The sequence below is a fragment of the Fuerstiella marisgermanici genome, from assembly GCF_001983935.1.
Taxonomy (GTDB): Bacteria; Planctomycetota; Planctomycetia; order Planctomycetales; family Planctomycetaceae; genus Fuerstiella; species Fuerstiella marisgermanici.
In genome coordinates this window covers 4,592,106-4,616,494 of sequence record NZ_CP017641.1, presented here as the reverse complement: position 1 = coordinate 4,616,494, position 24,389 = coordinate 4,592,106, and the positions used below count along the sequence as shown (strand labels likewise).

Genomic DNA, 24,389 nt, shown 5'->3' with positions numbered 1-24,389 from the left:
CGTGGTAAGAACATTGCGACGCGGTTCATCGGATCTGGCGAACGCTGGCAACAGCAAAAGCCCCATAGCGGGCATGGCAAAGGAGTGCCAGAAATGTACAAGATCTTGCTTTGCATGCGGTATCTGAGGACCAGGTATATCGCATTGGCCAGCATCATCAGCGTGATGCTCGGCGTGGCCACCATGATCGTGGTCAACAGCGTGATGGCGGGCTTCAGCACCGAAATGCGAAGCCGAATTCACGGTTTTTTGGCCGATGTCGTGATGGAATCTCGCACGATGGACGGCATTCCGGACTCCGAAAAGCAGATGGATCTGATCCGCAACGCTGTCGGACCGTATGTGGCCGCGATGACCGCCACCGTCGAAGTGCCAGCCATGGTCACTTATAACGACCCGGTCACCGGTGAAACGTTTACTCAACCGATTCAGTTGATCGGCATTGATCCCGCCGGAAAAGCGGATGTCAGCCCGTTAAAGAAGAGTCTCGCAAGCTATCAGCCGGAAATGGAAGACGGCGTCGAAGTTCGCTCGCCATTACGTGCTATCGACGAGCCCGTCAGCTTCGAACTCACTGAGCACGCAAAGAAGCACAGGAAGATGGTGAAGCAGCAGGAAATGCTGTACCTACAGCCAGCTTCTGCCACCACGCCACCTTCGCCCTTCGAATTGCCCGGCCAGTCTGCAACTGGTGATAATACCGAACCTCCTCCACCAACTTTTGATGCGGTTGCCGACGTCGCTCCAGCGGAAATTGATGCCACAGCGACCGAAGACGACGCCACGCCGACAGTCCCCACGTTCGGCCCCTCTCCGATGGACGGCATCGCCGGGCAACAGGAACCAGTTGACCCGACTGCTCCGTTTCCTGCGAAACTGTTTGTTGGCGACCAGATCACCAGCTTTCAGGCACGCGATCCGGAAACTGGAATCGTGCGAAAAGTGGACATGGTCAGTGAAGGTGACGACATCATTATCACCACGATTAGCTCAAAGACGCCGCCGGAACCAATCAGTTTTTCGGCCACTGTTGTCGATAAGTTTCGCAGTGGGATGAGCGAATACGACAGCCAGTTGGTGATGATGAACATCGACGAACTTCAGAAAAACCGCGGTATGATTGTGAATGGTGTGGACGCGATCACGTCCGTGCAAATTCGCCTAAACGACTACGACGACGCAGACATTGTGGTGAAAAAACTACGAGCCGCATTTCCGCCGAACGCGGTTACCGTCAGCACGTGGGAAGCCAAGCAGGGCGTTTTGCTTTCAGCCGTGGAAGTGGAAACCGCAATCCTGAACGTGCTGCTGTTTCTGATTATCGCCGTGGCCGGATTCGGTATTCTGGCGATCTTCTTCATGATCGTAGTCGAGAAGACTCGCGATATCGGAATCCTGAAATCGTTGGGTGCCAGCTCCAACGGAGTGATGAGCATCTTCTTGTCGTACGGTTTCGGTCTGGGTGTCGTTGGAAGTGCGGCCGGTGTGGCCATCGGCCTGCTGTTTGTTCATTACATCAATGAGATTGAAGACCTGTTAAGTGCCATCACAGGTCGCAAAGTGTTTGACGAAGCGGTCTATTATTTTCCCGAGATTCCGACTCAGGTAAGCCCGTGGATGGTGTTCTGGGTGGCAATGGGGTCCATCGGTATTGCGGCTTTGGCCAGCGTTCTGCCGGCTCGTCGAGCATCACGACTGCATCCGGTGCGAGCGTTGCGGAATGACTGACCTGGGACTTTTGCACACGCCTCTTTCATCGGATGACCACTATGACAATAGTCTTCGACGACCACCAACAGACGACTTCGCCAACGCAGCCTGAAACGTTACGCATGACGACACCACTCATTGCCGCCAACGCGATCGAAAAATCGTACTCCAAAGGTCAGCACAAGGTGCCCGTGCTGCGGGGCGCCGGCCTGAGCGCTTCGCGCGGGGAATTCATTTCTGTGATCGGGCAAAGCGGGTCTGGCAAAAGCACGCTGTTGCACGTGATGGGACTGCTGGATGATCCGGACGTCGGCGAAGTACTGCTGGACGGACGACGCATCGATAATCTTAGCCAGAGTGCTCGTGATCAGCTTCGCAATCACGTGTTCGGATTCGTGTTTCAGTTCTATCACCTGCTGCCGGAACTGTCGTTGCTGGAAAACGTGATGACGCCGTTGATGATTCGTCATTCGTTTTTAGGGTACTGGCGACAGCGCAAACAAATCCGTCAACAGGCGATGGACATTTTGCAGCACGTGGGGTTGGAACATCGCGTCAAGCATCGGCCATCAGAACTGTCCGGGGGCGAAATGCAACGTGGCGCGATCGCTCGCGCCTTGATCGCTAAACCTGAAATTTTGTTGGCGGACGAACCGACCGGCAACCTGGATTCGTCCACCGGCAGCGAGATCATGGACACGCTGAAAAAGTTGAACGAAGACAATCAGCTCACCATTGTGATGGTGACTCACGACGAAGCGGTCGCTCAGCAAGCTCATCGCATTGTCCGTTTGAAAGAGGGCCGTATTGCCAACGTCGGACGCGAAGAAGCGGCGTAGCGGTATTTGGCACTTTGGGCTAGACTGATTTTTGAACTGTGGCCGGAAGGATCGGCCGCGCGGGTGTTTATTTTTTGGAACTGTTTTCTGCGACGATGATGTTGCAGATTCGCAAGGCAGCCGCCGCACTTCCGGGGTGGTTCAACCGTTTGGAAAGGAAACCAGATGCAGATTCAATGGAGGGATTGGTGCGGGTCGTTGAGCGCTGCACTACTAACAGTCACGATTTCGGCCGTTGCGGTCGCTCAGGCTCAGCCGCCTCGAATCGGAACCAACCGATCCGAATTCAGTGACGTCAATCGCCTGATCCAAAACGGAGCTGACGCTGTGCCCGGCTTCGGCTTTGGCAACAGCGGCATCGGCAATTCGGCTCCGGTCGATCTTTCACGCGTCGACAGACGAGTTGTACAAAACCTGTTGACGGAATCGATTGACGAATCCGAACGGTTGTACCGGTCTCTCCAGACTGACATGCAACGGGCTCCGAACATTCGGCCGTTCCTGAGCGAACTTTTGAGCATGCGGACGCGTGCGGCTCGGATGGCTCAGGACATGAACGCCAATGTCAGCCTCGAACGACTGCAGCCACAGTTCCAGCAGTTGGACAGTGACTGGCGATTTATGTCGCACAAACTGTCTCAAACACTTCAGCTTAGCACGGCTTCGCGAGACAGCGTGGAGCGGATCGATCGCATCGGTCGCAATCTTGAAAAGCAGTTCAAGATGGGACCGCAGCTTGACCATCGAGCACTGATGACGGAACTCTCCGGACTGGTCAGCTCTGTGCGGAACCTGGTTCAGGATCTTGAACTCGACCCTTCCGGCAGCAACATCGTCTACCGTCTTGTGATGGACGCTCGCAAACTGGACCAGCAGGCAATTCGCGTTCAGAACCTGGTGATGGATCAGGCTCCCTACACACAGATCGTGACGGAGTATCAACGCGCTGCACAGATGTGGAGTGCCCTGTCACCCGATCTGCGAAAACTGAACAACCGCATGGTTGAACGCAGCATGAGGAACATTCTGCTGGCGGACAGCCGTCTTCACGACTTGCTGTGGCTGGACCAGCAGACCAATCGCGAAAATCTGCGACAGATCGCTGACGGTCTGATGAAGGACGTCGACGAATTTTATGCTCGCGTCAGCCTGAAGCTGCTGCTGCACTTTAAAGACGTGGAAAGAATCCTTCAGACGTCGGACGATTTCTACGGCACGGTGCAAAACTTCCGCGACTGCGTCGACCGAAATGAAGATGAACGCACGATGCTGGAATGCTATCGGTACGTCGAAGAGTACGGGAACGCGTTTGTGCGATCGTACGAACCATTGCGCAGTGAAATGGGACGTGTTGTTCTTCGAGAAATCGAAGACGGCATTGTGTCGCTTCGCAACGAATTGAACCTTGCGGGGACGGTTACGTCGATTGACACGCGAGCCATGTTGCCGACAGCGGCGTCGCTGGAGAATCTGGCTGAGCACCTCAATTACGACGTGAAAGCGTGGTTGTACCAGGCTCGCCCAACGATCAGCAGCCAGGTTCAGCAGGCATCAGACCGCTTCGTGAAGCGAACGGCTCGAATTCACCTGATGCTGGAATCTCGCCCGACGGCTAACGAACTGAAAAAGGAAACGTCAGACCTGATCGAAGAATGGCGTGCCATCTATGGATTCCTCGGACGGTGTAATACGCACCACCGCGACCATTTGCGAGACCTCTCGCAGGAAATCAGTCAGGCAATCTACGACCTGCGAGCTCCGTTGCAGTTGTAAGCTTGAAGATGGACATCTGAGAATCTGAATCAGGGACCCCAGCTTCTGCTGCGGTCCCTTTTTCGTGCGCGGACGTCAAGTTGATTGTGAATGGCGAATGCGAGCGAGGTCCGAGTACGTGGCTGGCGAACCGCACAAGCAAGTGGAGACACTCATGCTTATGGTTCACTTGCGTCGCCGCGAGCGGTCTCAGGACGAACTCAAGGCGACGCTTTGGCCGCTTTTGTGAACACCAGGATATGCTGCCTTGGCAACACGTCTATGGTCTCCGTCCACTTCATATTGAACTCTGCCTGTTCCACTTCGGCCTTCGCCTGCTTTTGAGACATCTTGTGGACTAACTTGATCGGGACCGTGGGATCCTCCATCCGGTATTCCACGAGGACGACTCGCCCACCCGGCCTGATCGCTCGGCTGATGTCCGCCATCATTTCGTACGGGAATTCGAATTCGTGATAGACGTCAACCATGATGGCGAGATCGATCGATTGCGGTGCCAGTGACGATGATTGCTGTGAGCCTTTGATCGGCACCACGTTGCTGACGCCCTTCTTCTTCATGTTTTCCTGAAGTCGCCGCAGCATTTCGTCCTGCACGTCGACCGCGACGACATAGCCGTTTGGTAAAACCTGTTCGGCCATCAGCCCACTGATGACTCCGCTGCCCGCGCCGATGTCGGCCACAACGTCGCCCGGTTTCAGCTTTAGCGACTTTACCAGCAGCGTGAGGCGTTCTTCTTCTTCGCGAGTGTCGCGTTCCAGCCAGAGGGCTCCTGAGAAGCCCATCACGTGAGCGATCTCGCGGCCCATATAGAACTTGCCGATCCCGTTCGGATCGTGGTTGGGGCGCCACTCATAGCGACCGCCGCGGGTGGGATCGGGCTCGTTCGCGGTGATTGGCTTGTCCTGAGCCGACGCCAGCGAGCAGATAAGGGCGGGAACGAGTAGCAGCAGTCTGAACATTGTGTTTCTCCAGAATTGTCGGACTGAAAGTGTCTCAAAGGCGGCGGGCATTGTCGAATCTAGCGGCTGATCCAGCTTAGACAGTCTATTCCGACCCACTTCTGCTTCAGACGCCGATTCACCACTGGATTCCTTCTGCCAAAAACGCCTAAACTCCGTAGATGGAGTAATTTGTTACGAAGGATCAGCTCTGATGCACGCCCGAAACCTCAAACTCAACACACAACGTGGCTGTCCGTCGCCATTGTTCGGATGTGCGATCCGGCTGCGCTCGTGGTTTGCAGCGGTGCTTGGCGTGGCGTTTCTGGTGGCCATCGAAATCACGCCAGCGCCGGGGCAGAATTCTGAGGCGTCTGACTTTCCTGCGTTCGACGACTTGATGAAAAACGTGCGACCGAACCCCGGTACGGCGCCCGCTACGCGCGACGACAATATCTATCTCCGGCCGGCGCAGCCAGTTGATGAACGTCCTGCGGCCAATGACAGCCGGTCTGATTTCGATCCACGTTTCCGCGACGAGCCTACTCGCGACGACAGGGCTCGAGAAAACAGCGGTCGCATTGACGAAGGGAACTTCAACCGCAACGAAGGCGGCGTGCGGTCTGACGGACGACGTCGTGAACCGACCGAAAGCGAATATCGATTTGGGCCGCTCGATTACAACCGCCGCATTCCACTGCCTGCAGAACGCGAATTCGAACCAGATCCCGTGCTCCCGGCGGCACCGATCGCCGATCCGACCGGCTTCAATTGGGCTGAGCAATCGGTGTCTGTGGCCGACCTGAAGTTTCCGAAGATTCCTGGTTCCGATCAGCCCAGTTCAAAAGCCTTCGAACATGGGACTCCTTTGCTGACGCTGGCCGAAGAATCCGCTTACCGGGATCTGCTGGACGCGATTGGCATACAGCGACTCGCTTTGCTGAAACGGACGGCCAGTGATATGGAGAACTCACTTCAGGGAATCGCAATTTGGGAAAAGGCCTTCTACCAATACGCTCACGCTCGAGAACTCGCGTGGAACAACGGCCACCTGCGGCTCAGCACTGTACCGAAGGCATTGAACGGATTGCCTAACCCGTTTGAACGTAAAGAAGACATTCCCACCGCATCGACGAAGTTCGATCTGTTGTCGGACATTCGCCGCTTTCCGGAACATTACGTGGGCCGTCCGGTCGTGATCTATGGACGCTATTCGGCCGGTTCGATCATTCGCCTCGGTGCCGATAAGGAATTTGTGAATTCCGACAGCGAAGGGCCGGACGATGATGATGGGCCGAAAGAAATTTCCCTGATGCGAGGTTCATTGTCGACACTGGCTGGGGGCATGCAGTTGGCTGTTGTCGACACTCAGGGCCTGCAGACACCGGACGATGGCGTGTTAAGCATTCGAGAATGGCCCGCCGGAAAATCTTCTATCCCGGTGTTGGTCAAAGGCTGGGTGGTGAAAAAGTGGGATCAGCGACCGCTGATTTATTGCGAAAGCCTGCGTGAACTTAGTCCTCAGCCACACGCCCAGCTGGTCAGGCAGAACACGGTCGAAAAAAGCCGTCTGCAGAAGGAGGAGACGTGGATCTATTACGAAACGCTGCGCCAACTGGAATTGACCAGCAAGTCGGTTCAAAAACAAATCGCTGCCGAAGTTCTACGGCAGCGAATCAATCATCTGATGCAGCACATTCAAAAACGCACCAGCCAGGATGTGGCGACGGCAACTCAGGCTTTTAAAGACGGAAAGATCACAGAATCCGAACTTGGTCGAAAAAAGGCCGGGCTATTGCGGCGGCTGAACAGTCGCGTGGCCTTGTACCGAAAGATGCAGAGGAAGCCCGACGAATTTCAGACGTTTGTGGACATGTTCCAATACCCGGAAGTGTACCAAGGCTATCCGGTCACGTTGCACGGGCACGTGCGGCATGTTGTCAGCTACCCGGGCGACGATGTTCTGTTTGGTGGCCGAATGCTGCATGAATTGTGGCTGTTTACGGACGATTCGCAGCATAACCCGACCGTCGTTGTGACATCGCAGTTGCCCCCCGATTTTCCGACAGGAGCCGACATTGTTGATCGAGTTTCTGTGACGGGCTGCTTCTTTAAGCGTTACGTTTATGGGTCTCAGGACACCGCCCGGATCGCACCTTTGATTATTGCTGGCGGCATCGACTGGACGCCGACGGTCGATCAGGTTCAGGCACTGGTGAAGGAAGGGCACATGTCGGCGAAGTCGCCTTTGGCAGCGAAAGCCACTGAGCTGGACGGCCGCGGAACCAGTCGCGGGATGATGTTCGCGATCTGTTTCGCATTCATTCTGACACTGATGATATTGTGGGGCCGACACCAGCGCGAAGAACGCGATCGCATCCGATTGCGAAAGCGAGTGAACGAAGTGGTGCCCGAATTTGAAAAGCCGACGCTGTCCGGGTACTCTTTGCCTCGGTCGGAATACGGGCCGGAATTGTAGATTTCGCCGCAGCCAATCAGCGTGGTGCTGTGTCAGCAGATCTTGAGATGTGTGTGTGCCATTGGCTCTGCCCGTGTATTCGTCCCAGTTGGGAACTGGCAGAGCCGGTGGCAAACCTCAATCTAAGACGGACACAATCTGGCGTAGACTCCGGTGAGTTCACAGCGCAACGTCATGGCAGCTTGACACGCATTCAATAACAGACAGACGGAACTTGCACAATTTTCCCGCCATCAACGATCGTCCCGTGCGACTGGGAGTTTTAATCAGCGGGGGCGGCTCGACGCTGCTGAACTTTCTGGATTGCATCCGCGACGGGTCACTCAATGCGGAAGTCCCGCTCGTGATTGCCAGCCAGGCCGATTGTCGAGGCGTGCAGCGAGCCCGCGATGCCGGGCTGGAGTGCGTTCCGATCGTGCGGCGTGACTTTGCATCGTTGGCGGATTTCAGCGATGCCGTGTTTGAGCGTTTGAAGGCTGCCGAAGTCGATTTGGTAACAATGGCGGGTTATTTGAGCCTGCTGAGAATCCCGGACGAGTTTCTTGGGCGCGTTTTGAACATTCACCCGTCGCTGATCCCCGCATTCTGCGGAAAGGGCATGTTTGGCGACCGTGTGCATAAAGCGGTGGTTGCCCGCGGTGTAAAAGTCAGCGGCTGCACGGTTCATTTTGCAGATAATGAATACGATCACGGGCCAGTCATTCTGCAGCGATCGATCGACCTGCCTGAAGCTGTTTCTGCCGACGAGGTGGGTCGGCTTGTGTTCGAACAGGAAAAGATCGCCTATCCGGAAGCCATTCGGCGAGTTGCTTCCGGGCGGTTGAAAATCGACGAGCGACGCACGATTTACTCGTGACGGGCGACGTCAACGCCGACAGTGAATGACGATTTGGCAAGCAAATTGTCAGGCGAAGTTGTTGGAAACGCCCCAGTCAGAAGTCACGTTTCGATTCCTGAGACGCGGTGTGGTTGTCCTCTGTTTTTGGTTTTTCCAGCCAATCAGTGGGATATAATGCCTTAACCCCGTCGCCCTCCAGTTGCCCATCCTTCCCGGGCGTTCGACGGAATCCTACTGCTGAAATCACTCGCCCCATGAGAACCTGCGCTACCATTCTGCTGTTCTGCTGCCTGCCGTTGGTTCAACTGGCCGCCGGTGAATTTTCCGTTGATGCCGCCGCCAAAGACTTTCTGGCCGCGAACTGCATGGATTGCCATCAGGGGCAGGATGCAGAAGCCGGACTCGACCTGACCGACCTGCCGACGGCGTCCAGTGATGAGGCCGCGTTTGATAAGTGGGTTCACATTGTGGAACGCGTGCAGTCGGGCGAAATGCCACCTCGTGACTACGACCAACCCACCGCAGAATCGCGTTCACGATTCGTGAAAAAGACGTCTGCACCGCTGATTGCCCACCAGCGCCAACAGCACGAAAAATTTGGCCGCGTGCGGGGACGTCGGCTGACCAACCTGCAACTCGAACGCACTCTGCAGGACTTGCTGGGCATTGATATTCCTCTGGCCAGTCGCATGCCGGAAGAATTACGAACCTATGGCTACACAACTGTGGCGGCCGGCCAGTCGATTTCACATTTCCAACTCGAAGACCATCTGAAGGTCGTTGATGTGGCGCTGGACGAAGCGTTTCGCCGTGCTCTTTCAGAACCTGACGAATGGTCGAAGCGTTTGTCCGCCGAGCAGGTAGCTCGCCGTCTCAAGCAACGTCGTTGTCGGGAACCGGAAATGCTGGACGGTAAAGCGGTCGTCTGGTCGTCTCGCCTGATTTTCTACGGCCGACTGCCGGTAACGACGGCGCGACAGGATGGCTGGTATCGATTGAAGATCAAAGCGTCGGCGCTAAACGTGCCTGAAGACCATGGCGTCTGGTGTACCGTTCGAACCGGCAAGTGCGTATCCAGTGCTCCGATGCTGGCGTGGGCGGGAGCCTTCGAAGCGACCCGTGAGCCGCAGGAATGGACGTTTGAAGCGTGGCTGTCGGAAGGCGACATGTTCGAAGTCCGTCCCGGCGACGCGACTCTGAAAATGGGCCGCTTTCAGGGCGGTCAGGTGGGTGTCGGCGAAGGCACGTCTCAAAATCTATGCGGCCTGGCCACTCACGAAGTCGAACTCGAACGCATTCACAAAGGGCCCGACGATCAACAGATTCGTCAGTGGTTGTTTGGTGATCTGAAGGTTCAGCCCGGCGCGAAAAGGACGGCAGGCACTGTCGTTTCTGATTCACCTCAACAAGACGCCGCCGCATTGATCAAGCAGTTCGCGGCGCGAGCCTTCCGTCGGCCTGTTGCCGACGACGTCGTGGCTCCGTACATCGCGATGGCGAAGCAAAGCCTGGCCGACGGCGATTCGTTAATGGAATCGCTGCGAGGAACTTATCGAGCAATCCTGTGTTCGCCCCGCTTTCTGCACTTCTATGAAGAACCTGGCCAACTGGACGACTTCGCACTGGCGGCGCGGCTTAGCTATTTGTTGTGGGGCACTACGCCGGATGACGAACTGATGTCGCTGGCCACTGCTGGCAAACTGCATCAACCGGCCGAACTGAATCGGCAAATCGAACGGCTGTTACAGCATTCTCGCGGGCAAGACTTTGTGAAAGACTTTGCCCATCAGTGGCTGGATCTTAGCGAGATCGATTTTACCGAACCCGACCGCAAGCTGTACCCGGGGTTCGACGTGATCGTGCAGCAATCGATGCTGGATGAAACTCACACATTTTTGCAGACGATGCTGGATCAAGACCTGAGCGTCGGAAACCTGATCGATTCAGATTTTACCTTTCTGAACAGCCGCCTGGCTCGCTATTACGACATCAAGGGCGTTGAGGGCGACGAATTGCGACAGGTTTCACTGAAGCCGGACCACAAACGCGGCGGCCTTGTGACTCAGGGAGCCATCATGAAAGTGACGGCCAATGGCACGACAACGTCGCCCGTCATTCGCGGCGTGTGGGTGTCTGAACGCCTACTGGGTGTCGATATCCCGCCGCCACCGAAAAATGTATCGGCCATCGAACCCGACATTCGCGGGGCCAAAACAATTCGAGAACAGCTTGCGAAGCATAAGTCGTCGCCCGACTGTGCGTCGTGTCACGTGAAGATCGATCCGCCCGGGTTCGCTTTGGAAAACTTTGACCCGTCCGGCCGCTGGCGAAACTTTTATCCGGCTGTTGCCAAAGGACGCCGGTCGAAAGGGCCGAAGATTGATGTGGAATTCGATATGCCGGACGGACGTCACTTCGATACGCTGCCGCAATTCCAAAAACTGGTTTTGGACAACAAATCGGCTCTCGCCGCGAATTTCGCGCGGCAGCTTGTCGCGTACGGCACCGGAGCCACCTGCAGTTTTGCCGATCAGGAAGTCATCAACCAAATTGTGACGCAGAGCGAAGAAGCAGACTACGGCCTCAGATCGATCGTCGCAGCGACTGTCACCAGTTCACTTTTCAAAACGAAATAGCATCATGAAGAACGTCTACTTTGGATTTCAGCGCCAGCTTCACCGCCGCACGCTACTGCGCGGCGCGGGCATTTCGATGGCGTTGCCGTGGCTGACAGCAATGCGATCTGCGTTTGCGGGGACGGAAGAATCCACCGCGCCACGCCGCTTTGTCGCGATGACATTGGGGCTTGGCCTTGTCGGTGACAACCTGAATCCCACGACCGCAGGCCGCGATTACGAACCGAGTCTGTACCTGAAGCCGTTACAGGATCTGCGGGATCGGTTCACTGTAATTTCCGGTTCGTCGCATCCGGACGTGACGGGCGGTCATCGAGCCGAAGCCAGCATCCTGACGGCGAATCCGGTGGGCAGTTCAGGCAAGGCGAAGAATTCCATTTCGCTGGACCAGTACATGGCCAAGCATCTGGGCGATGCCACTCGATTTTCATCGCTGGTACTAAGCAGCAGCGGCAGCAACAGCCCCTGCTACACTGAAAACGGATCGATGATTCCCGCTCAGAGTTCGCCGTCGCGTCTGTTTACTCAGCTGTTCGTAGACGATTCGCCGAAGGAACAGATTCGTCAGGCGGAACGAGTCCGTGAGGGCCGCAGCATCATGGACCTGGTGGGTGAAGACGCAAAGCGGCTGTCAAAGCAACTGGGACACGGCGACAAAGATCGTTTGGACGCCTACTTCACCAGCGTTCGCGATCTGGAGCAACGGATGGCCGCATCAGAAGCGTGGGCGCGACGGCCCAAGCCGAAGGTCGACGTGCCGAAGCCTGTCGACATTGGCAACGGCAACGACTTCGTCGGCCGACAGCGTTTGATGAGTGACATGATTCGGCTCGCGTTGGAAACCGATTCCACGCGATTCATTACTTATCATCTGGGCGGCTCAGGCGGTGTTGTGCCACTCGCCGGCGTCGATGAGGGCTACCATTCGCTGAGTCATCACGGCAAGGCCGAAGAAAAACTGGAACAGTTGGCATTGGTCGAAGCCGAGATTGTGGCGTCATGGGGCCAGTTCCTTCGCGATCTTACGGTCAACGGCGAACAGGGCTCCAGCGTCTTGGACAACACCTGCGTGCTGCTGACGAGCAACCTCGGAAATGCCTCCAATCATGACAACCGCAACATGCCAGTGCTGCTGGCAGGCGGGCATTTCAAACACGGCCAGCACCTGGCGTTCGATAAGAAAAATAATTACCCGCTGCCAAACCTGTTTGTGAATCTGCTGCAGCAGGTTGGTCTGGAAACTGACCAGTTCGCCAGCAGCACGGGAACCGTAACCGGGCTGGAAACGGCATAGCGCTTCGTCAGCTTCGCACGCTGCAAACGGTCAACGTTTCGCGGATAGCAGTCGCTGTTCAGGCGCCGCCCGACATCACGGCCAGACACGCGGCCGTGGCGGCGGCAACGTTTAGTGACGGGACCGGTCCCAATGCGGGCAGTGACGCGAGCGTGTCGCAGGAATCGCGAGTCAACCGGCGAATGCCATCGCCTTCGTTGCCCATAATCAGCATCCAGTGGCGGTCGCGGGCCACGTTGCGAAGGCTGTCGGAAGCGTGTTCAGACGTGCCAATGACCCAGACCTCTGACTTCTGAGCCTGCTGAATCGACTGAGCCAGGTTCGACACCACCGCAAACGGCACGTGCTCGACTCCACCGGTTGCGACGTCGCATACCGTGCCGTTGACAGGTGCGCTTTTGTCCTTCGTCATCACGATGCCGCGTACACCGAAGAATCCGGCGAGACGAAAGATGGCTCCCAGGTTTTGTGGATCCTGAACGTGATCGAGCCCCAGCCAGATGCCGAAGCCTTCTTCTTTCGGCGGCTTCGCTTTCAGCAGGTTGCCCAGCGGAATGGGCGACGGCGGTTCAATCATTGCTGAGCCCGCGCCGACGCGTTCTGTTTCTCGTGCACCTCGACCGCGGTTTCGGTCCTTGCCCCCACGACCGCTGGGAGCCGCCGCTCCGTAGCTGACCGCGACGCCTCGTTCGGCTGCGACGGCCGCGACTTCGTCCCATGCGGTTCCAGATTGCTTTGCGTTTAAACGCACGGACCGGACGGCTTTCGGCCGGCGCTGAAAAGTCGCTAAGACGCTGTGAGGGTTACGAAGTTCCAACATGAACGAATGACTCTGAAACGTGAAAAGGTTTGGGCACGTCTCACAATCGTACGCGGTCGGGACCGCCGATCGCTCGCACGGCCGCCACAAAGCTCGCCACTTTCTCAGCGTTCTTGACGCCGGGACGCATTTCCACACCGCTGGCCGTGTCAACGCCCCAAGGCATCACTTCTTTGGCAGCGGCACCGACAACGTCTGGTGTCAGGCCGCCTGCCAGGATCATCGGCGGCCATGTGGAAGGTCGATCGTTTAACAATTTTGTCGCTACGCGATGCCCGGTCCCGCCGTATTCGCCAGCCACGAGTGCGTCCACAAGAATCGCTGCCAACGGTACATCGGCGGCTTGCAACGCTGCGATGGCATCCGACATCTCCGCGGTCCCTTCTTCACCAATCCGGAACGCGCGGATAATTTTTGTTGCGGGGGCGAGGCGATGAAATTCCGTCAGAGTTTCCACGGTCTCGTCACCGTGAAACTGAACGGCTGTGGGATTGACGTCCGCGACGATCTCAGCAACTTCCCCGGCGGTCGAATTCACGAATACCAGCACGATGTCGACGTCGTCGCCAACAGAGTTACGAATCTGGATGGCGGTGCTGACGGGCACATAGCGTTTCGATTGCGCGTAGCAATTCAGTCCGATTGCGTCGGCCCCGGCCGCCACAACCGAAGTTGCGTCGTCGAGAGTTGTGACACCACAGATCTTTGTCCACATGTCGACCATCCCATTGTGATTCGAAGCTGCGGTGTGTGCCGCATCGCAGGTAACGACATATGGCTCCGAACCTCATCATGAGTGGGATTGTGCACTGCAATGCGGCAGAATTCCAACGCCTCAGTCCGAACATCTGAAAGCGGAGCGACAAAATGCAGAATGTTGACCAACTGATCACTTTGATCCGCGACAAAAGCAATAAAGAGGCGTTGTGCATGCTGGAAGGGGCCCCCGAACTCGCAAAGGCGCATTCGCAGAAAGGTGGTCAGCTACATGGAGCGTCACCGCTCCATTGGGCGGCACATCGAAATGCGGCCGAAGTCTGCGAGCGACTGATTCAACTGGGAGCCGACGCTAACGATAGCGCAAGTGACTGGTGGCTAACTCCGCTCTCCTGGGGAGCAGATGCTGCGAGTGTCGATGCGGTCGAACTACTGCTGAAGCACGGAGCGGATGTCAACCAGGATGCCATCGTCGGCACGTCCGCCTTGCATGCGGTTGCGATGGGCGGGGCCACTCAGGGGAAAGAACGAGCTGAAGCGTACGCACAAACGGCTGAGATCCTGATCGCTCATGGCGCCGACGTCAACAAGCCAACAAATCGTAAACGAACGCCGTTGGACGAAGCGATCGAAAACGAAAACGATCGTGTCGCGGCAGTCCTTAGAAAACACGGCGGTCAGGTGTCAGAGGTCTCTGGCTCGTAGACCGACGTTGATCGGCATGCTTTACTCCAAAATCGCCTCGTAGCGCGCTGTGAGAGCTGCTCGCCGCCGTTAGGGCATGCGGTGCCGCTGCAAACGCCTCCATCTGATCGCTTTGAGTCGCGAAATTGTCAAAACGACAATGGGAGACACCTCGCTGACGGAGTGATTTGCAATTGATTCGTTACCCAAACCCCGAAATTGTAGAGGTTTCGTTGACCGGCAAAGCCTGCCATTCGACGTAAGTTGTTTTCACAGTTGTTGTTGCGGTTGAATCGCATTTGCGTGGCGCGTTTGAATCACTTTTGGCACACCATTGGCATTATGTAGATCACAGTGACAACAAATGATTCTGTTCAATACCAACAGAATTGGATTTCTGGACGAACAACTTTTTCAGGAGGTACTTAGAAATGCTCGTACTAACACGCAAAGCTGAAGAAACGATCCAAATCGGCGATGACATTGTTATCAAAGTGATCAAGACATCACGCGGTACTGTGAAGATCGGAATTGACGCTCCGGAACACATTCGAGTGATGCGGGGTGAGTTGCTGGAAAAGGTTGCTGCGGCACTCACACCTGCCCTGCCCGAACCATCTGTTTCGAAGCTGGCCGACCATTTTAAGGGTACTCAGGTCCTGTCTGACCAGTATCCACACGTGGCGTAGAACGCCGTTTCGATGCCGCCGGACCAGTCGCCGCAAGCCCTCGAACCCAATCCAATATCGCCGACTCAGAGAGCCGGCTTCAATAAACTCAAGAAGGAGAGATGGACATGATGACCCGTTCACAAACCATAATCACAATGCTCGCTCTGGTGCTGACCGCACCCGTGGCCTCCGCTCAATATAACAGCAACCCTCGTAACTGCCCGACAGGCGGATGCAGTCTGAACGGAGTGCAGCCGACGAACTACCGAACGCCATCCACCGACTACTCTGCGTCAAATGGCTACAACAATACTGACTACGGCTACTCCACAGACTTTCCCGCCTTCGATCGTTATCAGCCGTCTTCGTACGACAGCCAGCCGCCTCTTTCCAGAGTTGGTCAGGATCTTCGTGGGCAATACCTGCACGAAATGAGCCGCCTTCAGAACGGTTACGATTACCGAGCTCCACTGGACAGTGCGGTGGACGACAGCTTCCGTCGTCCGGTGACGTACGATTATCCCGATCGTGGGCGCGATCTGGACTATGGCCGACGAGAATACGACACGCGTGACTACGGCAGCAGTGACTACCGCAATGACAACGACATCCGGGGGCGATTGACTGATCCGTTTCGACTGCCATCTTCAACGGAACGGGAAGGAAGTCGCACTAATCGGCACTTCCGCTACGCTCCAATGCAACGCGATTACCAGGCCGATTCCGGCTATCAGTCTCGCCGTCGAATTCCTCTGGATCGTATTGACTATTCCAACTACAGCAACGACTACCGTCCGCTGGATCAGAATCGATTTGAAGTTCCTTCAGACAACTACGGTTCGACTGACTACGACTATAATAACTCGTTGCCACCGCGAAACGATCAGACTCAGCCCGGACTGGACCCATTCACTCCACCGCTGCCTCGCCGTGACGCTGGCGAAACTGAAGCCATCTATAAAGAGATCTCGGTTCGCTACGGCAACCCCGTTAACGTTCGAGCCGTTCAGGCGATGACACCCACTCAGTCACTGGCTTTGTTCCGCGAAGTCTCTCAGCAGACGGACCAGCGACACCTGGAACCGAGTAACTACGACCTGCGAGTTCGTCGTGGCATCCGTAACCTTGGCATCGCATTGGAAAACCCGACGTTCAAACAGTCACTAGGTGTGCAGGCGGATTCCTTCCGTATCGACGGCTTCCGCACAACACTGTCACGAATCGCAGATTCTATGCGAGTGGCCAACTACAACGATGCTCAAAGAGTCATGCAGACGGTCATGCAGGAAGCTCAGAATGTTCCTGGCCTGACTGCCAACGTGGTTGCCTTCGAATTTGCGAATGCCACCATCGATACGCTCGACAAATTTTCGGCTCTGGAACCCAACGATCCCGGTCGTGGTGCGTCTCTTGATCTGGAGCGAGCTGAAAAAGTTCGCAGTGCGATGCTGGAAAGCGAAATTGTTGGTATCGGCGTGGAAGTCAAACTGCACGACAATGGCTTGCTGATCATGAAAGCTCTGCGAGGCGGCCCGGCGGCGGAAGCCGGTCTGCAGTCTGGCGATATCATCACGGCGATCGACGGTCGCAGCATTGATGGTGCTCCAATGGCCAGCAGTGTCGACCTGATGAAAGGTGGCCAGGGCAGCCGTATCCGACTTCGAATTGTGCGAAACGGTTCACGAGGCAGTGATGTCAATTTGGTCCGTCGCAAGGTTCGCGTCTACACAGTTAACGATGTGAGGATGCAGCCGGGAACTGACAAAGTGGCTTACATCAGCCTTAGCCAGTTTGGTCAGAAGTCGACAGAAGAACTGGACCGGGCATTGCAGCAGATGCACAGTCAGGGAATGAAGTCACTAATCGTTGACCTGCGAGGCAACCCTGGTGGCCTGCTGAATGTTTGCGTGGACATCACCAATCGGTTTCAGCCATGCGGAACAATTGTTTCTACCAAAGGACGTTTGTCTTCTGACAACATGCTGGAAACGGCCAGCTACAGCCGAACATGGAACACACCACTGGTTGTCCTGATCGACGGTGACAGTGCGAGTGCCAGCGAAATCTTCGCAGCGGCTGTGCAGGACAACAAACGAGGAATTGTTGTTGGCGAAAAAAGCTACGGCAAAGGTACTGTTCAGACTCACTTTCCATTGAATTCCATCAACGGCAACCTTCGACTGACTACGGCTCGATTCTACAGCCCTTCTGGTCGGCCAATGTCAGGGCAGGGAGTGACTCCTGATGTTCGCATCGCTGATGCGGATGGCCCTGCTAACGGAGACCGAGTTCTGAACGATGCGATTCGGATTGCTCAGAGTCAGCAGTTGAAAGACCTGGCTCAGGCGGCTGCTCGCTGCAAACCAACAGCCAATCAACCTCTTCAACGCAACAGCTTCCGAAAGGACAACTATGACGGTGGACTGCCGCAAATTGTGCTTCGCTAGACAACTTTACCCTACCGGCCACTTCAGTCTGAATCACGATGATTCAGCGGCCAACCTTCACTCAACAACGGTACTCAAGAGGAGCACCCCACGTGAAACCGATAAAACCTGTCCGACAATCTGAGAACTCATAGCCGGTTGATTTCCAAAGGGAATCAACCGGTTTTGCGTTTCAGGCCCGGCAGGGAATTGCTTTCCGAAAGACGGACATCAATCAGCACGTCGACGAATCGCGCTTACTGTCTCGCACAGGGGGATTGCACGTTAAGTCATTTGCCGAACAGGACTTTCGCGAGGTATGTCTCATCCCAGGCAGCATTGAGTCTTTTGTTTTTGATCCCCACCTTGGCTGTGGATTCGTTTTTCAGAAGACTCAACGCCGTGCGGCGAAGGATGCTGAAGTTCATATCTGCGTGGCCTTTGCGGATCCTCGATTGATCTTCCTGGAAAGTGACGTCCAGTTGCCAATGCAAATTGTTCTCGACACCCCAATGGCTCCGCACAGCTTCGGCGAAACGACGGCCGGAGACATAACGGCTTAAAATGTAATAGCGGATGCCGATGCACATTTTGCCGTCGCGGAGAGTGTTGTTGATCGCGATCCCGATCGCCTTCAGGTTCTTCCAGCGATGTGCGTCCGGAAGATCCTCCGGCGCACGACAGATCAGATACTGTCGCAAATCTTCGCGGCCGCCGGTGTTTTCTTTCGTTTCAAATCGTCGCACCGGACAGCGTGCAAAGTCATCTTCCAAATGGTCGGCGAAGAACGCGACAAGACCTGCGTGTAGCGTGGGCTGATTGCCTTTCGCGGCAAGACAATAGTCCGCCTCTGCGTCGACAATCTTCGACGCGATTTCCGTTTGGCAACCCATGGCGTCAATCGTCACTAAAGCACCGGAAACCTCGATCAATTCCAGCAGTTTGGGAATCGCCGTAATCTCATTACTCTTCGCATCGACGACGACTTGCCCGAGACTGATATGATTGGCTGTGGCCCATGCACTGACCATGTGGATGGCCGACTTGCCACTGGCTTTGTCATAGCTGCGACGGAGTGTCTTACCATCGATCGCGATGATTTGTCCGTCACTGATTTTCTGCAGAGAAGTGATCCAATTCAGTAAGCACTTTTCAAATTCTGCAGGACGAATCAGAGCGAGGATGGCGTTGAAACGATCGTGCGACGGAATCCCTGCGGACAGATCGAGATACTTCGCAAACCAATCTCGTTTCGTTCTGCCAAACTTCGCAATCGCGACAAAATCATCCGCGCCACTGATCACAGCACAGACTGCAATGAACAGAATATTTTGAAGCGGATAGACCGGCTCACCGCGCCTTGGATCCGTAACATCAGAGAAATGATCGACAAAACTGGTGGACAAAGGCATGGCAGGAATCCTTTCGCGGCTCAAACATTTCAGCACACATAGCAGCGTGAAACATCACACTGACACTGAAGGTTGCCATCTATACCATCTTATCCAATGTCGCGCAATCCGCCTACTGTCTCGCATCAATGACGGCACCTATACAGCGCCTGCGATATGCAGCAACCTCGACTAGATCGCAGAGTTCGCTGCTTATGCGTCCGCTTCCCGAGTCGTCGCAAACAACTCGGCATTGATGTTGGCAAACGCCTTGAACTCCAGTGCGTTACCGCTTGGGTCTTCGAAGAACATTGTATGTTGTTCGCCTGGCAGACCTTCGAAGCGTACGTAGGGTTCGACGATGAAGTCGTTCACAAACGTGCGAACTCGTTTGGCGAGTTCTTTCCATTGATCGATCTCAAGTACCACGCCGAAATGCGGCACCGGAACGGCATGGGCGTCTACCGGGTTGCAATGGTTTGCGACTTTGCCGTTCGGGCCAAGCGTTGGATTCAGGTGAGCAACCACCTGATGGCCGAACATATTGAAGTCAATCCACGCTGAGTCGCTGCGGCCTTCCGGCAGGCCCATCTTGCGTCCGTAGAACTCGCGAGCCTCGTCGATATCACGTACCTGAAACGCAATGTGAAAGGGAGTCAGCATTGGAGAATGCACCTTTTGCGGCTGATAAGAGTGTGCCATGTGCGCTGCATGCTATCGGGCGTGATCGGCAATTCAAGTCGTTGACTTGACGGTCGGCTTGAGTGCTGGATAGGGAAACGCAACACCTTTCGCAGTCATCGCGATCAATGATTTGTCTTCACGATCCGATGAAAATGGAGTTCCACTTCGCGATCGATGACTCGGCGCAGGCCTTCCACAAGGCAGTTGGGCTCATGGTCCGATTCGCCCTGCCGTTTGATGTCTTCCAGCGGCGTCCCGGGCGGCACGTTAAACGATCCCTGATGAATAATCTGGTTGCCCGCGTCCAGCTCCGGCACAATGAAGTGAACTGTCGATCCGTAGCAAAGCATGTGGTGTTGAAAGGCGTCTTCGTACGGCCGAAAGCCAGGGAACGGCGGCAGCAGTCCGTGATGCAGATTGATGATTCGTCCGCCCGCAAACTTCCAGCAAATATCTGCCGGAAGGACTCGCATGTACCGAGCCAATATCACGTAGTCGATTTCATGTTCGTCGATCAGTGATTCCATCTTCGAATAGTCGGGAACCCCTTTGCTGTCCGCGATGTTCAGCCAGGGCACCTCGAACTGCTCGGCCACACTGTGACAGGCATTGCGATTGCCGATCATTACAGCGGCCTCAGCCTTCAATCGCCCGTCCCTGATGGCTCGCAAAACAGCCAGCGGCGGTTCGGTCCGGTACGTCGTACAAATGGCCACTCGCGGCAGCCGCTGATGTTCGTCGCGCGCCCAGACGCGGACTTCCAGGTTGCGAGTGTTTCCAATCTGCTGAAGGTGATCGCGCAGCTTCGCGACGGATCCCATTTCATCAGGCCACTCGATTCTCATCAGCATCGCGAACAGATGTTCGGTGTCGCGGTCATACATCTGAATTTCGTAGATGTTTGCTCCCGCTCCGGACACGTAATGCACAATCGGATCGGCCAGTCCTTTGTTGTCCGGGCCAACAGCCGTGATGGTCACCTGCATTTTCGAAGACTCCGCCAGTCTGGTAACGTTTCAATATGGCGGGAGTTTAGCAAACTGCCCCGCGTTTGCGCGGCAACACATCAGTAGCTTTCATCGCCACTTCAGCCCCAAAGTCTCCCGGAGTTCGATATCGAGCAGCAGTAACTCGAGGCTTGTGGCACGGAATGGCCGCGTAAAGTTGGTGAGGCGTCAGTCTGCCAGGCCGAACTTCTTGAGTTTGCTGTAGAAGGTGCTGCGAGGCATGTTCAATGACCGAGCGGCCCGCGCTTTGTTGCCGTTGGCCGACTGGAGAGCGGTCACGAGTCGAACGCGTTCCGAGTCCTGATTGGTGTCTGACGTTTGGCCGGATAGCACCGTATTCGTCGTTACTGTCCCGGCCGCTTCGCTGACGGCGGAATCCGGTGACCACGACTGCGGTGTCGCGCGAGCGTCTTCAATCAGTGCCAGGTTGGTGGACGGTGTCATCTGAGCGGGAAGGTCCTTTAGCATGATCGTGTCACCGTCGGCCAATACGACCGCTCGTTCAATCATGTTTTCCAGCTCACGAATATTGCCTGGCCACCGGTGCTGCTCAATGGCCGCCAGTGCTTCCGGCTCAATCTGACGAATTGTCTTCCCCGTCTTCTGCACAGACCGATTTAGGAATGAAAAGACCAGCTCAATCAGATCTTCCCGGCGATCTCGCAACGGCGGCAACGTCATGCTGATGACGTCCAGCCGGTAGTACAAATCTTCACGGAATTCCCCCGTTTCGATCATGGCCTCAAGGTTGCGATTCGTAGCCGCAATCATTCGGACGTCGACGTTCACGGGACCATTCGACCCGACCGGTTCAAAGCAGCGTTCCTGCAAGACTCGCAGCAGCTTGACCTGGACTTCCAGTGAGATATCACCGATTTCATCCAGAAACAGAGTCCCGCCGTCCGCCGCTTTGAAGCGACCCTCTTTGTCAGAATTCGCGCCTGTGTACGCGCCACGTATATGGCCGAACAATTCGCTTTCCAGCAGCGACGGCGCCAGCGCGGCGCAGTTCACCGTGATCAGCGGTTTGTCTTTACGATCGCTGTTTCGATGGACAACGCGAGCCAGCAGTTCTTTGCCAGTGCCGCTTTCGCCGCGAATCAGTACCGTCGATGTGCTGGCGGCGGCTTTGCGAGCCATCTCAAGGACGGCTTCGATCTGTTGGCTGTTGCCTCGAATCTCACCACGATCGAAACCGCCGGCTTCCGCAAACAGCCGTTCTTCGCCGGCTCCATGCTGCAGCGATGTCAATTCGGCTCGCAGCAACGACAACTGCCGCTGCTGTTCGGCGATGCGATCCACTTTGACCTTCAACTCATCGTTTAGTCGAGACAGGTTTTGGTTGGCTCGCGAACTGTGCAAAGCAAGCACGGTCATCTGGCCAATCGCCTGCAGAAACGCCAGGTCTTCCGGAGAATACGGCGCTCCATTTGTGCGTTTGCCCAGCACGATCATACCGTCCACACCGGTTTCGCCTCGTAACAGGCAGATGAGTTCGGCTTTCAGATCGTGTAGCAACTGTTGGACGGGGGACAGCAGATCACGACTCGACGCAGGAATGCGACGGATAATCAATTCCGGCTGGTCGAGCTGTGGAAGAATTGAAGGCGGCAGTGAGGCTGGCACCTTGGAAGCCAGGTCAGAACCGATCAACCGGAGATTGCCCTTCGCTTCGCGGACCAACATCGAAGCCGTCGATGCGTCCATCACGTCGCGGCACGTGCCCAGTGTGATTTCGGCCAAGGCCGACGGATCGGTCAGGTACCCGGATGCACGATTCAGCTGTTTCAGCGTTCTGTCGATCTGGTACTTTTCAGAAAAGAACCGCTGATCGACCACCGCCTGAATCCGATCTCGCGCCCACAAAATGAAGGCGATGGCGATAATCAAAACGACAAACAGCGACAGGTGCAGCGGGATTGAAGAATTGCCAGGCAGCGCGTACACGCGAGTCGCCACGGCTCCAATCGCGAGCACAATAGCGGTGGCCAACGTCACGAGGCTGGAAGTCACGAAGTATTCGCGCCCCCGCATGAGCAGTTCGTCGGCCAAGATCAGTCGATGTTTTAGCATGCCGTGAGCGTACGCGACCATAAACAGGCCACTCGCCACAAACATCGGGAACTGCGCATGTCCAAGGGCGAAGGATTCCTTCTGGTAGAACGCAAGGTACATCGTGTACGCAATCGGAACCGTGGCGATCAACGAAGCAATCAGAATGCCAAACGTCTGACGCCGCTCAACCGGGTTCTGAGTCCGCATCAAATTCAGTGACAGGCAAAACACGGTCAGTGAGAAGTAAACGCAACTCAACACGATCGTGCCGTATACCAGGTACCTCAAGACATACAGCAAGTGTGCACAAACTTCGGCGTCATTGAAGTGCAGAGTCCCTCCACTGGCCAGGCCGGACGAAATCGCGGCCAGCTTCTGGAAGACCGAATACTGTCCCACGTCAGCAGAAGCGCCGCTAAGTGCGAACGCGGCCCAATAGGTGAATCCAATCAAGCCGGCCGCCACCATCGGCGGACCATAAATGACGGCCATCGCCAGCCATCGGCGAGTCTTCAGGAATATGTTTTCGCGAGGAAAGCTGCAGAAAAAGTGCAGCGTCACAGACGGCAGCAGGCACGCACAAAAAATGAATGGCAGGTTCAGTAGTGGGCTGGCCACCAGAATCCACCAGTGAAATCCGCCCACAAACGCCACCATCGAAGCGCAGCACATCAGGCAGAATGTTCGAACGACCTTATCGCCGGGGCGCTGCCACAAGGCGGTGATGGCCACTAACAGGATTCCGAGCTGGCACAAAAACCAGACGATTGTCATTAGGAATTCACTGGCCTGCGGCGATTTTACGGCCACGTAAGTTCGCTGCCGGAGGGTAGGCACTGAAGAGTTGGGCTGGCGGATCACTAACTCCACCATGCGCCGAAGCGAACCCTCTTTGTCTTCGACACCGGCCGAAATGTCGACCAGTTCCGGTACGAGCTCAGGTTTCAATTCGGAAGGATCGGAACCAGGATTCAACACCCCGCCAGGTGGGATCTGAGCAGATCGCAGGCGAGCCAGGTTGTGGACGTACAGTAGGAAGTTGTTGGCCGGCCGCCGAGCAATTTGGAGCAACTTGTCTTGTCGTTGCACAGGCGGTCCAAGGATGTCGCCCTCGTCGTGAACGAATTGCGTGATCAGCAGTTCCTGTTCGTTCGGTTGCGTGGGTAGCAGTGAACGCAAACCGATGTCCGGAAACGTGGTGACATACCAAATCACAATCAGGCAATAGAAAACTGAAGCGCTGGCGCTGAACGCCACCCCTAGTCGTCCCGACTTGCCTGTGTTTTCCTGTAGCATGCTAAACCTGACACCTGAGCGCCGAACTGAAGTGTCGAAGTGTACGGGCGATCATTCTCATTTTCAACGAATCCAGCGCCTTTGTCGGCGCTTTCGGCGCTTTCGACGAAAGTGTCGAAGCGTCGGCG

17 protein-coding genes are annotated in these 24,389 nt (G+C 55.8%); 10 read left to right on the top strand and 7 right to left on the bottom strand.

All coding sequences use genetic code 11. The features are described from left to right. The first annotated feature begins 93 nt into the window (after positions 1 to 93). From Fuma_RS17170 to Fuma_RS17160, 3 genes are all read left to right on the top strand, one after another. Entirely contained in the window at positions 94 to 1,728 is a 1,635-nt protein-coding gene (locus Fuma_RS17170) for an ABC transporter permease (protein WP_077028367.1), read from the top strand. A 41-nt stretch (positions 1,729 to 1,769) separates the two neighbouring features. Continuing rightward, positions 1,770 to 2,549, top strand: coding sequence for an ABC transporter ATP-binding protein (locus Fuma_RS17165; protein ID WP_218922183.1), 780 nt, complete (start codon positions 1,770 to 1,772; stop codon positions 2,547 to 2,549). Between the two features lie 165 nt (positions 2,550 to 2,714). Continuing rightward, positions 2,715 to 4,322: a hypothetical protein gene (locus tag Fuma_RS17160; protein WP_077025206.1), complete on the top strand. Its 1,608-nt coding sequence runs from the start codon at positions 2,715 to 2,717 to the stop codon at positions 4,320 to 4,322. 200 nt (positions 4,323 to 4,522) lie between these two features. On the opposite strand, the gene Fuma_RS17155 is transcribed toward Fuma_RS17160, so the two are convergent. Beyond that, positions 4,523 to 5,284 (bottom strand): class I SAM-dependent methyltransferase, encoded by a 762-nt coding sequence (locus tag Fuma_RS17155; protein ID WP_077025205.1) that lies wholly within the window; start codon positions 5,282 to 5,284, stop codon positions 4,523 to 4,525. A 193-nt stretch (positions 5,285 to 5,477) separates the two neighbouring features. Here Fuma_RS17155 and Fuma_RS17150 point away from each other — a divergent pair, with 193 nt between their 5' ends. From Fuma_RS17150 to Fuma_RS17135, 4 genes are all read left to right on the top strand, one after another. Beyond that, positions 5,478 to 7,742: a hypothetical protein gene (locus tag Fuma_RS17150; protein ID WP_077025204.1), complete on the top strand. Its 2,265-nt coding sequence runs from the start codon at positions 5,478 to 5,480 to the stop codon at positions 7,740 to 7,742. A gap of 214 nt (positions 7,743 to 7,956) precedes the next feature. Next, positions 7,957 to 8,598: a phosphoribosylglycinamide formyltransferase gene (gene purN, locus Fuma_RS17145; protein ID WP_077025203.1), complete on the top strand. Its 642-nt coding sequence runs from the start codon at positions 7,957 to 7,959 to the stop codon at positions 8,596 to 8,598. A 236-nt stretch (positions 8,599 to 8,834) separates the two neighbouring features. Beyond that, the gene (locus Fuma_RS17140) at positions 8,835 to 11,216 is read left to right on the top strand and encodes a DUF1592 domain-containing protein (RefSeq protein WP_077025202.1); all 2,382 of its coding nucleotides are present in this window, start codon (positions 8,835 to 8,837) and stop codon (positions 11,214 to 11,216) included. 4 nt (positions 11,217 to 11,220) lie between these two features. Beyond that, a complete protein-coding gene (locus tag Fuma_RS17135; protein WP_077025201.1) occupies positions 11,221 to 12,510 on the top strand; it encodes a DUF1552 domain-containing protein in 1,290 nt (429 codons plus the stop codon). 58 nt (positions 12,511 to 12,568) lie between these two features. Here the strand turns inward: Fuma_RS17135 and Fuma_RS17130 are convergent, their stop codons facing one another. Next, on the bottom strand, positions 12,569 to 13,330 hold the full coding sequence (locus Fuma_RS17130) for a 23S rRNA (guanosine(2251)-2'-O)-methyltransferase RlmB (protein WP_077025200.1): 762 nt from the start codon (positions 13,328 to 13,330) through the stop codon (positions 12,569 to 12,571). Positions 13,331 to 13,370: 40 nt separating this feature from the next. Then, on the bottom strand, positions 13,371 to 14,045 hold the full coding sequence (locus Fuma_RS17125; RefSeq protein WP_077028365.1) for a phosphoribosylanthranilate isomerase: 675 nt from the start codon (positions 14,043 to 14,045) through the stop codon (positions 13,371 to 13,373). Positions 14,046 to 14,197: 152 nt separating this feature from the next. Here Fuma_RS17125 and Fuma_RS17120 point away from each other — a divergent pair, with 152 nt between their 5' ends. The 3 genes from Fuma_RS17120 to Fuma_RS17110 all read left to right on the top strand — a co-directional run bounded on the left by Fuma_RS17120 (position 14,198) and on the right by Fuma_RS17110 (position 17,849). Next, a complete protein-coding gene (locus tag Fuma_RS17120; protein ID WP_077025199.1) occupies positions 14,198 to 14,752 on the top strand; it encodes an ankyrin repeat domain-containing protein in 555 nt (184 codons plus the stop codon). Positions 14,753 to 15,162: 410 nt separating this feature from the next. Further along, entirely contained in the window at positions 15,163 to 15,420 is a 258-nt protein-coding gene (csrA, locus tag Fuma_RS17115) for a carbon storage regulator CsrA (protein WP_077025198.1), read from the top strand. A gap of 107 nt (positions 15,421 to 15,527) precedes the next feature. Further along, the gene (locus Fuma_RS17110) at positions 15,528 to 17,849 is read left to right on the top strand and encodes a S41 family peptidase (protein ID WP_158521042.1); all 2,322 of its coding nucleotides are present in this window, start codon (positions 15,528 to 15,530) and stop codon (positions 17,847 to 17,849) included. A 269-nt stretch (positions 17,850 to 18,118) separates the two neighbouring features. Here the strand turns inward: Fuma_RS17110 and Fuma_RS17105 are convergent, their stop codons facing one another. The 4 genes from Fuma_RS17105 to Fuma_RS17090 form a co-directional block, all read right to left on the bottom strand. After that, the gene (locus Fuma_RS17105) at positions 18,119 to 19,240 is read right to left on the bottom strand and encodes an ISAs1 family transposase (protein ID WP_077022466.1); all 1,122 of its coding nucleotides are present in this window, start codon (positions 19,238 to 19,240) and stop codon (positions 18,119 to 18,121) included. 192 nt (positions 19,241 to 19,432) lie between these two features. Beyond that, positions 19,433 to 19,882 carry a VOC family protein gene (locus tag Fuma_RS17100; protein ID WP_077025196.1) on the bottom strand — a complete coding sequence of 150 codons (450 nt, stop codon included), beginning with the start codon at positions 19,880 to 19,882 and terminating at the stop codon, positions 19,433 to 19,435. Positions 19,883 to 20,025: 143 nt separating this feature from the next. Next, positions 20,026 to 20,889, bottom strand: a complete 864-nt coding sequence (locus tag Fuma_RS17095; RefSeq protein ID WP_077025195.1) for a formyltetrahydrofolate deformylase — start codon at positions 20,887 to 20,889, stop codon at positions 20,026 to 20,028. A gap of 189 nt (positions 20,890 to 21,078) precedes the next feature. Beyond that, positions 21,079 to 24,261 (bottom strand): sigma 54-interacting transcriptional regulator, encoded by a 3,183-nt coding sequence (locus Fuma_RS17090; protein WP_083732117.1) that lies wholly within the window; start codon positions 24,259 to 24,261, stop codon positions 21,079 to 21,081. Between the last annotated feature and the right edge of the window lie 128 nt (positions 24,262 to 24,389).

What these genes read in the sequence shown, in the direction of transcription:
- Fuma_RS17170 (WP_077028367.1), top strand. Translation starts at nt 94, where the DNA reads ATGTACAAGATCTTGCTTTGCATGCGGTATCTGAGGACCAGGTATATC.
- Fuma_RS17165 (WP_218922183.1), top strand. Translation starts at nt 1,770, where the DNA reads ATGACAATAGTCTTCGACGACCACCAACAGACGACTTCGCCAACGCAG.
- Fuma_RS17160 (WP_077025206.1), top strand. Translation starts at nt 2,715, where the DNA reads ATGCAGATTCAATGGAGGGATTGGTGCGGGTCGTTGAGCGCTGCACTA.
- Fuma_RS17155 (WP_077025205.1), bottom strand. Translation starts at nt 5,284, where the DNA reads ATGTTCAGACTGCTGCTACTCGTTCCCGCCCTTATCTGCTCGCTGGCG.
- Fuma_RS17150 (WP_077025204.1), top strand. Translation starts at nt 5,478, where the DNA reads ATGCACGCCCGAAACCTCAAACTCAACACACAACGTGGCTGTCCGTCG.
- Fuma_RS17140 (WP_077025202.1), top strand. Translation starts at nt 8,835, where the DNA reads ATGAGAACCTGCGCTACCATTCTGCTGTTCTGCTGCCTGCCGTTGGTT.
- Fuma_RS17135 (WP_077025201.1), top strand. Translation starts at nt 11,221, where the DNA reads ATGAAGAACGTCTACTTTGGATTTCAGCGCCAGCTTCACCGCCGCACG.
- Fuma_RS17130 (WP_077025200.1), bottom strand. Translation starts at nt 13,330, where the DNA reads ATGTTGGAACTTCGTAACCCTCACAGCGTCTTAGCGACTTTTCAGCGC.
- Fuma_RS17125 (WP_077028365.1), bottom strand. Translation starts at nt 14,045, where the DNA reads ATGTGGACAAAGATCTGTGGTGTCACAACTCTCGACGACGCAACTTCG.
- Fuma_RS17120 (WP_077025199.1), top strand. Translation starts at nt 14,198, where the DNA reads ATGCAGAATGTTGACCAACTGATCACTTTGATCCGCGACAAAAGCAAT.
- csrA (WP_077025198.1), top strand. Translation starts at nt 15,163, where the DNA reads ATGCTCGTACTAACACGCAAAGCTGAAGAAACGATCCAAATCGGCGAT.
- Fuma_RS17110 (WP_158521042.1), top strand. Translation starts at nt 15,528, where the DNA reads ATGATGACCCGTTCACAAACCATAATCACAATGCTCGCTCTGGTGCTG.
- Fuma_RS17105 (WP_077022466.1), bottom strand. Translation starts at nt 19,240, where the DNA reads ATGCCTTTGTCCACCAGTTTTGTCGATCATTTCTCTGATGTTACGGAT.
- Fuma_RS17100 (WP_077025196.1), bottom strand. Translation starts at nt 19,882, where the DNA reads ATGCTGACTCCCTTTCACATTGCGTTTCAGGTACGTGATATCGACGAG.
- Fuma_RS17095 (WP_077025195.1), bottom strand. Translation starts at nt 20,889, where the DNA reads ATGCAGGTGACCATCACGGCTGTTGGCCCGGACAACAAAGGACTGGCC.
- Fuma_RS17090 (WP_083732117.1), bottom strand. Translation starts at nt 24,261, where the DNA reads ATGCTACAGGAAAACACAGGCAAGTCGGGACGACTAGGGGTGGCGTTC.